Source organism: Methanosarcina sp., assembly GCF_028693135.1.
Classification (GTDB): domain Archaea; phylum Halobacteriota; class Methanosarcinia; order Methanosarcinales; family Methanosarcinaceae; genus Methanosarcina.
The window spans coordinates 79785-95615 of the sequence record NZ_JAQUVZ010000008.1 but is presented as its reverse complement, the minus strand read 5'-3'; the positions used below and the strand labels follow the sequence as shown (position 1 = coordinate 95615).

At 43.4% G+C, this 15831-nt stretch carries 10 protein-coding genes; all 10 read left to right on the top strand.

Translation table 11 applies throughout. The features are described from left to right. The first annotated feature begins 26 nt into the window (after window positions 1–26). A complete protein-coding gene (locus PHF18_RS06000; protein ID WP_300099731.1) occupies window positions 27–461 on the top strand; it encodes a phage tail protein in 435 nt (144 codons plus the stop codon). 86 nt (window positions 462–547) lie between these two features. Further along, window positions 548–4834 (top strand): hypothetical protein, encoded by a 4287-nt coding sequence (locus tag PHF18_RS05995; RefSeq protein ID WP_300099728.1) that lies wholly within the window; start codon window positions 548–550, stop codon window positions 4832–4834. 17 nt (window positions 4835–4851) lie between these two features. Next, window positions 4852–5460: a LysM peptidoglycan-binding domain-containing protein gene (locus tag PHF18_RS05990; protein ID WP_300099725.1), complete on the top strand. Its 609-nt coding sequence runs from the start codon at window positions 4852–4854 to the stop codon at window positions 5458–5460. Between the two features lie 5 nt (window positions 5461–5465). Further along, entirely contained in the window at window positions 5466–6542 is a 1077-nt protein-coding gene (locus PHF18_RS05985) for a hypothetical protein (RefSeq protein ID WP_300099722.1), read from the top strand. Then, window positions 6542–7222: a phage baseplate assembly protein V gene (locus PHF18_RS05980; protein WP_300099719.1), complete on the top strand. Its 681-nt coding sequence runs from the start codon at window positions 6542–6544 to the stop codon at window positions 7220–7222. The genes PHF18_RS05985 and PHF18_RS05980 overlap by 1 nt, the downstream gene beginning before the upstream one ends. 122 nt (window positions 7223–7344) lie before the next feature. Further along, window positions 7345–7743, top strand: coding sequence for a PAAR domain-containing protein (locus PHF18_RS05975; RefSeq protein ID WP_300099715.1), 399 nt, complete (start codon window positions 7345–7347; stop codon window positions 7741–7743). A gap of 6 nt (window positions 7744–7749) precedes the next feature. Next, window positions 7750–8145 (top strand): GPW/gp25 family protein, encoded by a 396-nt coding sequence (locus tag PHF18_RS05970; RefSeq protein ID WP_300099710.1) that lies wholly within the window; start codon window positions 7750–7752, stop codon window positions 8143–8145. A 100-nt stretch (window positions 8146–8245) separates the two neighbouring features. Then, window positions 8246–11401, top strand: coding sequence for a putative baseplate assembly protein (locus PHF18_RS05965; RefSeq protein WP_300099707.1), 3156 nt, complete (start codon window positions 8246–8248; stop codon window positions 11399–11401). Between the two features lie 2 nt (window positions 11402–11403). Further along, window positions 11404–13755 carry a putative baseplate assembly protein gene (locus PHF18_RS05960; protein WP_300099704.1) on the top strand — a complete coding sequence of 784 codons (2352 nt, stop codon included), beginning with the start codon at window positions 11404–11406 and terminating at the stop codon, window positions 13753–13755. A gap of 35 nt (window positions 13756–13790) precedes the next feature. Next, the gene (locus PHF18_RS05955) at window positions 13791–15821 is read left to right on the top strand and encodes a phage tail protein (RefSeq protein WP_300099702.1); all 2031 of its coding nucleotides are present in this window, start codon (window positions 13791–13793) and stop codon (window positions 15819–15821) included. Window positions 15822–15831: the final 10 nt, after the last annotated feature.

The following is a 15831-nucleotide window of genomic DNA, read 5'->3' as shown; positions in this document are numbered from 1 at the left end:
ACAGTTAAATTGTGAACGGGATAACGATGCCAAGAAATAAATCCCCCTATCTTTCGTTCAGGTTTCGGGTCGAAGTTGATAACACCATCGTTGCCAATGTTTCTGAAGTTAGCGGGCTTCAGATAGAAATTGAAACCGAGACTTATCGAGAAGGTGGGGTAAACAATTTTGTGCATAATTTTCCAAAAGGGGTTAAATACCAACCTCTTATCCTAAAAAGAGGGATTACTGACCTCAATGACATGTGGAGCTGGTACAAAGACGTGAGGACAGGGAAGATTACAAGGAAGGGCGTGACAGTCGTTTTGATGGACGAATCAACTAAAGATGAAAAATGGCGCTGGACCTTCCAGGGAGCTTATCCGATAAAATGGACAGGGCCTGAACTAAAAGCTAACAGCAGTACCATAGCCTTCGAGAGCATCGAACTGGTTCACCAGGGGATTCTCGACTCACAATAAAAATTCGATGAAAACTCTGAAAAATTATAGAAAACAGGTGAAGCAATTTGATTTCCTTTCATAAACCAAACTTTCATGCCAAAATCATGAAAAAATATGGCAGAATAATCAGGAAATCATATTTTCCAAACCTGTTTTTCAAGCAGAATTTTAGATCGGCGGGTCAAAGAAAGATCCATGTATCTGTCCATATCAAATATGCTTTTCACAATAACAGATTCTCTAAAAATTTTCCTTTATCTTACCAGAAAGAAAAAGCTCATGAAAGCTCAAAATTTCCGCTAAAAGTCTTTCCGCTAAAACTCAAAGTATTCGGTTTAAAGCCGTTTAAACCTGCAAATGAGACAAATATATTCTTGAACTTCATATCTGGAAAAACTGAACCTCAAAACCTCTATAGGTTCACAAGTCCTGGATTATCGTTTCGCAATTTAAGGTATCCAGAACCAACGACTTCTGGATTAAGATTCTTTAATTTTGCACCTATCAGATTAATTAACCGGGAATTAATTGCGTGCAATCTTCAGCCATCTAACCTGAGATTCTTAAATCCATATACCTCCGAATCTGGATATTTCAACTATTTATCTGCCAATTCCACCTTACCAAATCTCAAGAGTCTCAAGCTCAATTTTTTTCAAAATAGCAGCAGTGTCCTCAGGTCCAAAATGGGACGTAGAATTCAAACTCTGCAAAATGGTGACCGCTCTTTTTTGAGAGGAATCAGTCGTTTATTTATACAGTCCAGACTGCCGGTGGTTCAAGAAACTGGTTTCCAACGATCAGGATTTTTTACAGGCTCTGCGGCCTACCCCCTCCTCTCTCTCCCTACAGCAAGCAACTTTTTCCGGAAAGTCTACAATGAAACTCTAAGAAAAAGTGAAGAGCTGAAACATTCAGGCAGGAATATCTTAGGCAGAGCTGTTCTAACAATAAGATCCAGTAAAGGGATTAAAGATTCCACAGGGATTAAAAGCTCCAGAAGTTCTGAAATTTTATTGGTATCTTTAGGTAGACTTTTTAATCCTGAAAGCCTGGAACAAAAACCAGAAACTGGAATAAAGAAGGTCAAAACCAGCCGGAAAAGGCAGTATTCGGGTGTGGAACAGTTAAACAAGGAAATTTGGGAAAAACGGGATATAATTGAACGAAAAGTAGAACAAAGACGTGCAGAACTACCTGCTTTCAGAAAGATCCAGAACATAAACCTCCCCCCTTCGGTTCAATTTCTAATCCAGAATTTTCTGGAGAAAACTGCCTTTCTCCTTGATTACGAATACTTAACTGGACCTGAAAATTCTGGAATGAGCCAGAATATCATGTATCAGCAAAGGAAAGTTGCATTCCCGTACTCTAATAAGAAGATCAAAAAAACACTCTCAACAGGTAGAAGTTTTTCAGCAAAAAGAACAGTTACTGGAAAAAACATTCCAGGAAAGTTCGGCAAAAATATGTTAATTTTCCATAAAATGCATTTAAAGGAAGATACTTCGGGCCTTCCAGCCCTTTACATACAACAGCTTACTGCCAAAACGATTACCCTAATCAGAAACCGATTATTATATCCTGGTTTTCAGTCAAGCCTTTTCTCAAAAGATTTTCGGCTAAGACTTTTGAAAAAAGGGTTGCTAGTCAGAAATCTATTTTTATCTAGCAATAACGAAATCCTCAGGGCTGACGTTTCTAGTTACGGAGCTGCCAGCACATCAGAAGACTATCTAAGTAATATGTCAATGAGCCATGAAATGTCCATTCGCCATAGAAGCTCCGAAAGAAGCTTTTTTACAGGGCTCAGCAATATTTTCCAGAAATATCCTGAGAACATTTATGAGGCAAGGACCGGAATTTTTGGAAAAACATTTGCCTCTTCAATTGTGGAAACAAACAAAAACTTGCAATCCGTTTTTAAATTGAGTTCATCTCAGAACAAAGGATCAAAGATTTTGGAGAACACGGTTACTCGTATTTTCAACTGCCTGACGACCCTGACGCACAATCTGACAAACAATCAATCTCTGGGTTTCAAGCAAAGTGAACAAAAATTTCAACCTGATCTGTTAAAGATGACTTTAGGAAGCAGAGCAGCTTTTCCATTCCGTTGGCAGAAGACCTCGAAACCGAAAAATTCGTTTTTCACCCAAAATTCTCATCTGGAAACAAAGGCAGCCGGTAGTCAATTATTTTCTGGATTCAATGTTCACAGAACCCTGTTAACCATAAATAAGCCAGCTCACACAACTGGAACTTTTGGAATATATGGAATAAATATGACTGGCTCGCCAGCAAATATTGTACAGGAAATAAGATTCCATTCCCGATATGCCTTGATTCTGAAAACGTTTGAATTTCCCAAAGTCCTGCTTCCTTCCCGTATAACAACCATTAAAGGTGAAAATCCAGCTTATCCGAAAAAAATACCTTTGTCTCGAGAAAAAGAGAATAGAGAAACTTACACACCCGAACAGCCATTAATCCAGTCACTCAATCTCACTAGAGTTCGGATATTCAAGAATTATGTGGTTTCGAAATCAAACTTAACACAGAAACCTCTTTTCAGTTCATCAACTGTTCATACAACCGGCATTAAAGATGTTTATTCGAATCTTCAGCAGGCCTTCCATGCACTTGGTTACGAAGGAACTCGTACATTTTCCGAGATAAACAGGCATCCTGAGGATCAGAAAGCCTCAAGTAAAGGAATTTCCACAACCAATTCCCCTCGCACAACCAATTACCTGAAAAACGGTTATCTCCTGTTTGACTCTAATAAAATTGCTCACTACTTAATCAATAATCAAACAATGGAACATAAAAGAGAGAAAAAAAGAGAACAAGAATATTCTGGTCCGACTATTCAGATAGACAAACTGCAGAACAAGTTTATCCTGCCTGTGTTCCTCAAGACTCTGGACACAATTGTCTACAGAATCAAAAAAGCCTACAGATTCAGAAAGCCAGAAATTTTGCCATCTCTCAGGACGCAGAATCTAGCATCAGGTGGCACTAAAACCCTGATCTTTGGTTTGAGGAAAGTAGATCTAAACCTCAGGCAAAACCACATAATTCAGAATACATCGGTTCACATAGACCCATATCCTGTTACGTGGGCATCAAATTCCCCAACAACCAGTAATCAAAGTTACCCTGTATTTTTTAAATATTTCTCAGTTCCCTCCAAAAAAGAGATTCTGGGATATTCCAGGATTATATATTCCACTTCAGGAATGAATACATCTGCTACTACTGAACAACGTTCAATTTTAAGTAAGATACCGAATCCGATCCTTGCAAATAGCCTTTTATCAAATATATTCCTCTCAGGTATGCCCTCTACAAGTGCTTCAATTCTTTCGTTATCAAAAACTATTGGCATAGCTTCTGGCAAAACCGTTCAAGTATACAACCTGTTAAAATCTACTTCCTCTTTAAAATTTGCTCCCTCTTTGAAATCTGCTTGCTCTACTATTTTCCAGAAGCCTGTATTTGCTAAAAAATTAGAGGTTTTATCGAATACCGAAACAGAAGGTTCGAATGTCGAAAGTCTGATGTATAAACCTGCTTTAAAATATAAATTGGCTTTGAGATCTAAACCTGCTTCCGTATCGCAGTTTTCCAATACACAAAAACCCAGTGGTCAAAAGGTTTCTCACTGGAAAACAGCGAGGATTAGTCTGAGTCTTGGGGGCGAAAAAAGAAGATCCTCAAATACAGAAACTTTCCTGCAGAAGAAGCAGTTGGATTCCTTGGAAAGGAAAAATAACAACCTCCGGGTAAACAAAAAAATTGACATTCCAGCACAAGCGCAGATGGGACTGCACCTTTTCTTGGATTTTGTCCATTCAACCAAACCTGATTTCACAAAGGAAATGAAGCGAAAGAAAATCATTTTTACTACCTATAAACCAGGGAAAAATCCCGAAAAAACGCAAGATATTTTCGATGGATTCTCATTCAGATCTAAAATCTCCAAGGCATTCGAAAAAACATCAAGATCTCGTACGCATTTAGGGCAAGAAAGCACTGATTTTGTATTCTCTAGGATAGGTGGAGCAGGCAAACCCCCTGAATTTACGGCTTTTGGGCTTTCTGTAAAAGGAAAGTCTGAACTAACGCATGCAGTGGGAAGTAATCAAAACACAGGAAGAGAGGATCTTGTCTACGAGACTTCAGAACCTTTGTTTGAGGAAGTGAAAAAAATCAAGAGGATTATTTTTGAAACCAGGGAAATAGTAGCAGACCATTTGGAATCCCATGTGCCGCAGGTAACCGGAACGCCTGAACAGGTTATGGATATTGAAGACATGGCTGAGAAAGTCATGCAGGTGATAAACCACAGACTGAAAATCGAAGCTGAAAGGAGGGGAATTTTCTGACAAAAGGACTTCTCAAGGTGTTGGAAGGGAGTAAGAAAAACACAGTGATAGAGGTCCTTTACTATCCTACCGAGTACAGTATGGAAAAAAGCAACGAATATTCGAAAATAGATGTTCCTGGGCTTGAGACTCCATATATCCAATATTCAAAAGGGAACTCAGGTAGTATTTCTCTGGATCTATTTTACGATACTTTCGAGGAGCAAAGTGACGTCCGAGTACACACTAAAAAAATATCCGATCTTTTGAATATAGATGAGGAACTCCATGCCCCCCCACCTTTAAGTTTTATCTGGGGAATGCCAGCGACAGAACCTTTTACATGTGTCATTGAAAAAGTCAGTACGACGTATACGATGTTTTTATCGACTGGGATACCCGTTAGAGCTAGACTTAAAATTACACTTAAAGAATTTAAAACAGCCCTCAATACGCGAGAAATAAGCAAACAATCTCCTGATAAAACAAAGACATATCTCACAAAAAGAGGGGACAGTTTGTGGTTAATTGCCAGCGAAAAGTACGGGGACTCTTCTATGTGGAGGCCGATTGCGGATAAAAACAAAATAAAAAACCCTAGGTTTATTGAACCAGGTATTGAGCTATTAATTCCCCCATTGGAGTGAGCTTTATGACGTTCCCATCATCAGGCATTGCGATCTATGCTCCCACCTTTACAGTCAAGCTGGGAGGCAAGGAGATTCCAACCGATGACATAACCGATTTAGAGGTTGATGAGCAGATTGAAAACTCAGGAATGTGTGTAATTTCGTTCAACGATATGCTGGATATGAAAAAACAGAAATTCCGATGGCTTGATGATGCCCGCATAAAGATCGGAACTCGTATTGAGATTTCTTTCAGTTATGCTCAGGGCTCAGGGAACTCGGCGAGTTCGGGAGGAAATACATTATTGTTCATAGGCAGCCTCCAGGCCATTACTCCTAATTTTGAGCCTGGAGGCAGTGCAAAGCTGAAAATAAGAGGGTATGATCTGTCCTGTAACCTTATGAGAAGCCGCAAAGGACAGGGGATTTATGAGAGTAAAAGTTATTCCGAAATCGTTGGAGATATAGCTCAAAAATACGGACTGAAGCAGGATCAGATAGAATCCTCCACACCGGTTTATGAATCTGTCTCCAGTGACTCCAGTGAAGATGATTATCAGTTTGTAAAAAGACTTGCAAATGAACTTTATTATGAATTTTTTGTAAGAGAAGAGTCCCTTTACTTCCGTAAACCAAAGGACAGTGAAAATGCAAATATTACCTTTACAAATGGCATAAATATTGTAAGTTTCTCTGTGGAAACGAATACCTCAGCCTATGTTAGTGAAGTGCAGATCAATTTCTGGAGCAGTAACCAGAAGGAAAAAAGTCCGCAAACTGCTAAACAGGAAGAGGTGGGAAATTCCTTTGGTCTCGATTTAACAAGCCAGCAAGGAAAGAAAATATTTCTGGAAAATGTAAACGTATCCAGCGCAGAGGAAGCAACCGCCCGTGCAGTTGCAGAGCTGAAAAGAAGAAACAAGAACCTTATAACAGGTGATCTGGTAAGTATCGGAAATCCGTCCATTAGACCCGGAATGACCGTAAAAATAGAGAAGGTAGGTGACCGCTTTAGCGGAACTTACTATGTGGAAAAAACAAAACATTCCATAAATCAAAAAGGGTATATTACAACACTCAAGCTAAGGAGATGTGGATAATGGATTTCGATGGGTTTTTTAACACTCAGAAAACGAAAAATCAGATTCCTGGAGTTGTACTTGCTCTTGTAAAGAGCACAAAGGATCCTGATAGTCTCGGAAGAGTGCAGATAACTTTTCCATGGAGAGGAAAAGAAGAGGACGAAGAACTTCACTGGGCAAGACTTGCAACATTAATGGCCGGAAGCGAGAGGGGAACTTTCTTTTACCCGGATGTGGACGATGAGGTACTTGTTGCATTCGAGCACGGAGATATAGACTCCCCCTACATAATTGGAGCCCTCTGGAACAGCCAGGACATGCCTCCGGAAGCAAACAGTGAAGGAGAAAATAATATCAAATTGATTAAAACCCGAAGTGGACACGTGATAAAACTCGATGACACGGACGGAAGCGAAAAGATTGAGATCATAGACAAGACCGAGGAAAATAAAATCATCATCGATTCAGCTAATAACAAAATTTCCATAGTATCTGCAGGAGACATTGAGCTTCTTGCATCCGATGGGAAAATTATCATCGATGCCACGGAAATTGAAATAAAATCCTCAATTAAAATCAAAACCCAAGACCTCGAAATAAAACCTTCAGGTGCGGCAAAAATCGAAGCTTCCGGCCAGATGGACCTGAAAACCTCAGCCGTCATGAACATCAAAGGTTCAACTGTGAATATAAACTGAATGTCAGGAAGAGTCCAGAACCAAAAAGAGGTCAAAAAAACCGCAAAGAAACTACAATAAATATGAACCCGAAGGAAGCCACGATAAATCTGAAATTAATCAAAAAGGAAGGAGTCTAAAATATGGGAATGCCAGCAGCCAAGCAGGGAGACAAAATTGTTGGAATTGATATCCATATAGTCCTGATACCCACTCCACCATTAGGGCAAACAACTCCGACCCCACTTCCACATCCATTCAATGGAAGCATAGATGGAGGTCTCAGCCAGGACGTAAAGATCATGGGAAAGCCGGCAGCAACTGTGGATTCCACAGCAACGAACACACCTTCTCATGTTCCGCAGGGTGGGTCTTTCCAGAAACCATCTTCCAATAAGGCCACGATTAAGATGGGGAGCCCAACAGTTAAAATAAATGGAAAAATGGCAGCAAGGAGCGGGGATATGGCAATGACCTGTAACGACCCCTCGGACCTGCCTGCAGGACAGGTAATCGCAACAGGTACTGTAAATATCGGGTGAAGACTGATGGAAAAGGAATTTCTCGGAATTGGCTGGAAGTATCCGGTAGGTGTGGAAGCTGACGGGAGTATTTCAAGATCCAGCTACGAGGAAAACATCAGGGAATCTATCCTGCTCATACTGGGAACTGCCAAAGGCGAACGCTTGATGCGCCCGGAATTCGGCTGTTCCATACATGATTATGCCTACAGTACAATGGACACACTTACTCGGCGTATGATTGAAAACTCTGTATACGAAGCCCTTGTGGCATGGGAGCCTCGTATTGAGGTTAATGAGATCAAAGCCCTCACGGAAAAAGCCCTAGAAGGGAAACTTCTGATAAGTATAGATTACAAGGTACGGAGGAGCAATACCCAAGTAAACCTTGTCTATCCGTTTTACCTGAAAGAAGGAATCTGAAGAACTAATTTAGTCAAGTTCTGTAGAAAAGTCCGAAAGCCTGTTCGCAAGTCCTGTCCGTAAGTAGCGATGTACAAAAAGAGGAATCTGGAGTAGTCCAATGGAAAGAAAAACTCCGAAGATAAGGGAAACGACGGCAGATACGGTGCTGGAGAGAATCCAAAAAAAGGCTCCCTTTTATGTCCCGGAATGGACACCTGGAGCCGAAGACGACTTCGGTAACGCTCTCTCCCGGATCTTTGCGGACATGGTTGAAAACCTTGTCAATAACCTGAATGAGGCTCCACGGAAACATCTCCTTTCTTTCCTTGATAAGCTGGACTTTTCCCTCAGTCCCGCCAAACCCGCACGCACGGTACTCTGTTTTGTTCCGGGTTCAAAGTCCCCAGAAAATGTAATTATCCCTGCCAAAACCCGTGTCACAGCCAAAAGCTCTGACGGGGAAACCATCTTTTTTGAGACCGAAAAAACAACTGCAATAACCCCTTCCAAACTTTGCTTTATCTTCAGCTTGGACCGGGAAATAGACGAAATCTTTGATCACAGTTCTACAGTAGAGGGAACTGAAGCTTCAGTCCTGCTTTCCGGCACGAACATGCAGAAACATGCCTTTTACATAGGGGATGAAGAATCCTTCAGGAGCGGAAAAGGAAAAATAAGCTTTAATATCACAACCGCAGAGGCTGTCCCGGCAAGGGTGATGGCTGAAGAAAATCTGTTCATCTGGGAATATGCAGCTCCGACAAGCGGGAAAGAGAAGGAAAAAACTGAGATTACTGAATGGCTTCCATTTTCAGCACCAAGATATTCAGGTAGAAAATTTGAGATTCTGAAGGGAGAGGAGGTAATCGGAAAAGGGAAAATACACGGGCTCGAAAGCCGATGGATTCGCTGCCGTTTGAAAGGGGAAAGAATTAGGGAGCTCGAGCAGTTTTTCCTCGGACCGATAAAAATAGATGTATCTGCTGAGGGCATCAAACCTGACTTTCTGTTTTATAACGATATCCCTCTCGAAGAGGGCGAAGCCGGGATACAGCCCTTTGGAAGCAAACCGATCCTGCATGATACCTTCTACATAGCCTGCTCGGAGGCCTTTTCAAAGCAGGGGTCCGAGGTTAAAATGGATTTTCATCTTAAACCCGGAAAGACAGACCTGAGCTCTAAAAAACCCGTGCTCTCATGGGAATACTGGAGTGGAGAGAGCTGGCGAAGCCTCAAAGAATATATGGATTTCAGACCAGATATCGAGGAAAGCGAGGAAGAAAAAAGCGGATCTGAAGGAGAACTTCTTGGGCTTGAACGGGAGAATTTTGTGGTAAGGGATATAATAGAAACGGAAGATGAAAAAAAACCTAATGTAATTGGTAGAATCTTCCATTCAAAAGAAAAAAAGGATAGAAAAGAGGAGGAAGAAAATCCTTTATCTGTTCATTTAATCTTCAAAATCCTGGAAATGCCCCCAATGGAGCCGGGAAGCATCAATGGAGAGGAAAATTACTGGATCCGTGTCAGGCTTATTGAAGGGATTTTCGGGAAAGAGTGCGTGATTTTGAAAAAGGACCACATAAATCCCTTCAAACCTACAACGTATGAAATTCTACCCGAGAAATTCTACCCTCCCGAAATAAGTAAACTAATTCTCAGCTACTCCGATAAGAATGGAAGAGAACCCGATTACCTGGTTTCCGAAAACAACTTGGCCTTTGAAAACAAGGGGGAAGAGCTGAAACGGGTGGGATGTTTCAAGCCTTTTGAAACGGTTTCCGAGCCTCTGCCAGCAGTATATCTTGGCTTTACGTCTAAACTTGTGAAAGGGCCTATGAGCCTGTTCGTCAAACTCGAGGAAACCTTTGTAGATCAGGAAGTCCCCGTGAAATACGAGTGGCAGTACCTTGTAGCTTCAGGAAAGGAAAGTACAGGAGAATGGAAAGAACTTCAGGTCCTTGACGAAACCGGAGGACTTGCAAAAAGCGGAATCCTGGAATTTTTTGTCCCCGGGGAGATGAAGATTTTGCAGTGCTACGGTTCAAAAAGCCCGTTATACTGGATCCGGCTCCTGTTCACAGAAAAAAAAAGAACTCCACATATTTCCGGATTCTACCCCAACTGCGTATGGGCACTCCAGGCAAAGACTATTCAGGATGAAATTCTCGGTTCCGGGCTTGGAGAAGTAGGGCAGGAGCTTGAGCTCAGGAACAGGCCTGTAGTGGATGCTGAGGTCTGGGTAAACGAGCTAGCCTGGCTTTCTGAAGGAGAAAAACAGGAGCTACTTAATAAAAACGAGGGTCGGGCCGTGGAGACGAAAAAAGACAGTAACGGCAGATTTTCGGAGTTATGGGTCAGGTGGGAGAACGTAGAAGACTTCAGCAGTTCGGACGGAAAGAGCCGGCATTATTTACTTTACAAGACTTCAGGAAAAATCCGTTTCGGAGATGGTGCCCGAGGGATGGCACCACCTCTGGGAATGAACAATATAAAAGCCAGCTATAGAATAGGAGGCGGAGAAGCCGGAAACCTTGAAGCTTTTTCGATTACGAAATTGTACAGCGCTCTAAAATATGTTGATGCGGTGTATAATCCGGTCGCTTCCGAAGGAGGAGCTCGGACAGAAAGCCTGGAGGAACTGATAGTAAGGGTTCCGGCCACATTCAAGCATAGATGGAGGGCGGTAAGCGAAGAGGATGTCTTATATCTTACCCGGGAAGCCTTCAAAAAAGTAGCGAAGGTGAAGGTGCTTTCCGGTCTGGACGAAGAAGGAAGCAGTGTGCCAGGGCTTATGACTGTTATAATAGTGCCCGATTTTCCGGATCCAGAGCCTGTTCCTGCAGGGGAACTCGTGCAAATTGTGGAGGCCTATCTGAAAGAAAGAGCTCCGAATGTGGGGAAACTGAAGGTAACAGGTCCATTTTACTGCCCGGTAAACATCAAAGTTTCCCTTGTTACAACAGACCTTGAAGCTGTGAACGAAGTTGAAAACAGAGTGAAATCAGGGCTTGAGGAATTTTTGCACCCCCTGAAAGGAGGGAAAAAAGGAAAAGGTTGGGATTTTGGGCAACTTCCTTCGGCATCGGACTTTTACTCTCTGCTGTCTGATCTAAACGGAGTCAGTTATGTAAAAGAGATTGATGTGGCTTACAAAGCCGAAAACGGAATTCTTGAAAAAACACCCGAAGCTTCCGGACTCCCCGAATCGACCCTGCCCTGTAGCGGAAAGCATGAGATCAACGTGTTCTGGAAAGCAGAAAGGAAGGAATAGAGATGTCACTGCCGATTCCGAACCTCGATAACAGAACCTTTGAACAGCTCCTTCAAGAAGCTAGGAAGTCCGTCTCTAACTATGCTCCTCAATGGACAAACCATAACCCTGCAGACCCTGGGATAACCCTTATTGAACTCTTTGCCTGGCTGGCTGAAATCCTCAGTTACAGGATTAACCTTGTGACCGAAGAGCATTGTCTGAAGTATCTGAAGCTTCTGGGGCTCAGGCCCATAGGCTCTCTTCCGGCCGTCACCGACCTCAGTTTTGAGGCGGAAGAACTCATATCTCTTAAGAAAGGCATGGGTTTTATTGCCGAAAAAGCCGGGGAATGGATTGATTTTGAACTCTTTGAAGACATTACTGTAATTCCCCTTAAGCTCGAAAAAATAATTGTAAATGAAATGTCAGTAATTTTATCTCCTGCCTCAGCCTCGAAATTTTCGCAGCTCCCTAAGCTCTCTAAAGGGATCTTTGACAGATCCGTTGCAAACACCAAAGAAGACCTTTTTTTCGCACCTTTTGGCCTGGATACCAGGAAAAACAGTGAACTGTATCTGGGCTTCAGTCTCAAAGCCCGGAAAAACGTAGGAGAAGACTCTGAATATCCCTATAACTCGCTTAATTTCATGTGCTATCTCTATGAAAAAGACCTTCTCGAACCCGGAAAACACGGAGAAGAAGCAGAATACGAATTCAAAAATGCAAAACTGAAATGGGAAATCTTCGTACAGCGGGACCCGAACAGTCCTGAAAAAGAACACTGGAAGGAAGTTTTCCCCAGAGACGGGACGCGAAACTTCATGAAAAGCGACAGCCTCCTTTTTACCGATCTTGAAGGCTGGGCCTGCTCTTCGATAGAGGCCTGGTCTTCCCGGGAAAACGAAGAACAGTCCTCCCGGGAAATAGAAAAAAAATATTTCTGGTTGCGCTGCACCCTCCTGGAGTCCGAATACGAATACCCGCCCAGGATCGAAAAGATCGGCCTGAACACGGCAGGAGTTGTCCAGAAAAAGAGAGTGATGGATAGGGTGCCTGGAAAGAGCAGTGGGCTTCCAGGGCAGGTTTTCAAACTACCTGAAACCCCGGTGCTCCGAGGGAGCCTTAAACTGGTAATTAAAGGGGAAAAATGGAATGAAGTTGAGGATTTTGACGGTTCGGGGCCTGAAAGCCCTCATTTTACCCTGGAAAGCCTGAAAGGTGAGATCAGGTTCGGGGATGGACACCATGGGAAAATACCCCCGAAAGGTACCAAAATATGGATTCTTGAATGGGAGACCGGAAAAGAGGAGCAGGGAAACCTGCCAGCCGATTCCAGGTGGAAAGTAAAGTACAAGGAGCTGCTTGGAACGAGCAATGGTTTCCCCAAACAGGTATTCAATCTGCCTGAAACCCTAGAGCTCAGAGAAACCTCCAAACTGGAACTTGTGGGAGAATGGAATGAAGTTGAGGATTTTGATGGTTCGGGGCCTGAAAGCCCTCATTTTACCCTGGAAAGCCTCAAAGGTGAGATCAGGTTCGGTGACGGGCTCCAGGGGAAAGTGCCCCCGGAGGACAGCGAAATCCGGGTTCTTGAATACGAGACCGGAAGAGGGGAGCAGGGAAACCTGCCTGCGGGTTCCAGGTGGGTAGTAAAGGGGGAAAAACTTGAGGGGCTGAAAATAAGCAACCTTAAGCCCGCAGCAGGCGGAAGGGGAGAAGAGAGCATAGCTGAGGCATTCGAACGCTTTAAGAAGGATTTGAAAGTGCCTTACAGGACAGTTACATCCGAGGATTTTGAATATATTGCCCGGGAGACTCCTGGCCTGAGAATAGCCCAGGCAAAAGCGATCCCGAATTTTGATCCTTACAGCCAGGCTGACAGGGAAGGCTCCGTAACTGTAGTTATCATCCCATTCAGCCCGCTTGATACTTTCAGTACCCTGCCCAAGCCCTCCAGAGGTTTCAGAGCGGCGGTTGCCAGTCACCTGGAAAAGCACCGTCTGCTCGGGACCCGTGTTTATGTGGTTTCCCCGGAATACGTGGGGGTTGTGGTAAAGGTTACCCTGGGCATTCCTAAAGGCTTTTTCGAGGAGAAGGTCAGGAAGGTTGTCCTTGGCAAACTCAAACTTTTCCTCCACCCGGTAAAAGGAGGCGTAAATGGGAACGGGTGGCCTGTGGGAAAACCGGTTTACCGCTCGGAAATTTATCGGCTGATAATGGACACCGAAGGTGTGGACCTGGTGGAGAAAATTAATATTTCTGCCCAACAAGGTGCCGAACAGGATGAAAACGGAGACCTTATACTGGCTTCAAGGATAGCTACAGTCTATTCCGGAGAACATTCCGTCGAAATCTCCGGAAAGAGCAGGTAAAGGACAGGCAAAAGAAGAGGAAGGAAGAACAAAACATGCAGGAGAGCAAGTATAAAAGTATCAATACCAAGTCCCTTTTTGAAGAATTCAAAAGTGGACTTGAAAACCTGGAAATAACAGGAAAGGAGCTGCGCCTGAGCAGCAGGTGGCTCTATAAGCCAAGGAAAGACATTCTTAACGACCCTGACCTGGACCTGAAGGACGTCGATACAGATGAGTGCGGTACCCTTTATGTTATTGACAGGAAATCCCTTTCTATACTCACCTGCCACAGAGACTTTAAAAAGCTCCGGTTTCCGGCTTATAAGCCCGGAGCCTTAGCCTCTGTGATTGAAAAACCTGAAGGAATAACTGTAGATGAAAATTTGGTATATGTTATCGGGACACTCAGGACCCCGGAAGGGAAAGGAAAAGAAGGGCTTGTTGCCCTTGGGAAAAAAGACCTTAAAGTCCTCTGGACCATTCTGAAAGGGCCGGACGGGCTTCCTTTCAAAGATCTTGCAGACCTTGATATGGATTCTGCAGGAAACCTGTATGTTCTGGAAAAAGGCAGGAATAGAGTCCTTAAAATCTCCCTTTCTTGCAGAGAATGGACTTTTTTCGAAATAGGAAGGGGCAAATTACAGGAACCTGAAAATATTTATGTTGATCCGGAAGGACTGCTACACGTTCTTGACGGAAAGAGCGGGTATTTAGTATTTGGAACTGCCGGGAATGCTGAAAAAAGGGAAGTTACTTCCTCCATACAGGGAATAATCAGCAGAAGAAGGGCTCATGACTCAAAAAATAACATGTACCTGATCAGTGAGACCGGAAAAAGACTGAGATTCCTCGAATACATCGAGGAGAACAACCCTGATCCGGAAGGAATTTTCAAAGGGACTTACCTTTCAAAATCCGTTGACAGCCAGGTCCCTAAAACCCAATGGTACCGCTTCATGCTGGAAGGCAGTTTTCCCAGTGGAACAAAGGTCGAATTCCGCTACTATATATCGGACGAACCTCTGGGTAAAAACAAATTAAAGGAGCTTCCTGAGAGTGAATGGGAAGAGGGTCTTCCTGGGAGTTCGGCTGTCCAGGGAGAGAAAAAAAGAGACGCTCTTTTTCGGACCGAGCTTAAGGGACGCTACCTCTGGTTCAAAATCACCCTTACGGGGACCGAAACACTCTCTCCTGCAGTCTCTTCGGTCATGGTCTTTTTCCCGAAGGTCTCCTACCTGGAATACCTGCCTTCGGTTTACAGGGAAGACTCTGCAAACAGGGATTTTCTTGACCGTTTCCTCGCTATTTTCGAGAGCCTCTTCTTTGAAACAGATTTTACAATCGATCATCTTAGCAGGTGGTTTGATGCTGCAGGCACTCCTCCGGAATTTCTGGAATGGCTCGGGAGCTGGGTAGGTGCCTATCAGGGAAGAGGAGAAAACACAGACCGAAAGAAAGTTCTGGAAGCAAAAAAGAGGGAGTTCATTTCCCAGGCGGTTTCAATGTATAGGGAAAGAGGAACCAGGGAAGGGCTTGAAAACCTCATCTTCTTCTATACGGAGAAAAAGCCGGTCATAGTTGAAAACCTCCCTACTGTCTGTCCAAAAGAAAATAACGGGAATGAATCCCGAAAGGAAACTGAAAATCCCGAAAGAAAAAAGTTTCTCTTCTTTCCTCCGGAAGCCGCAACATTGAAACTTCCAGGGAGAAAAGGGGCTGGCGGGAGGGAAGCTTCCCTGCATGAAATCCTCTTTGGAGGAGATAAATTCAGCTTTGTCGTCTTATTTAAGGAAAAACCGGAAGAAACAGACCTGGAGCTTATCCGAAATATCATAGAGGAAGAAAAGCCAGCCCATATGACCTGCAAAATAAAGGTGCTTGAACCCTGGTTTTACCTGGACGGCCATACATACCTGGGTGAAAACACCATACTGAAACGCCCTGAATTCCTGCTTGGAAAATGCTCTGTTCTCGGTAGGGATACTGCCCTTGGAGTAGAAAACAGACCTTTTGTTGCCGAAGAGGATCTGTCTGCGAATCATTCTCATTCAACCGGACCAGGTTATTCCAGGCAAGAGTCTTGATTATTTTAAA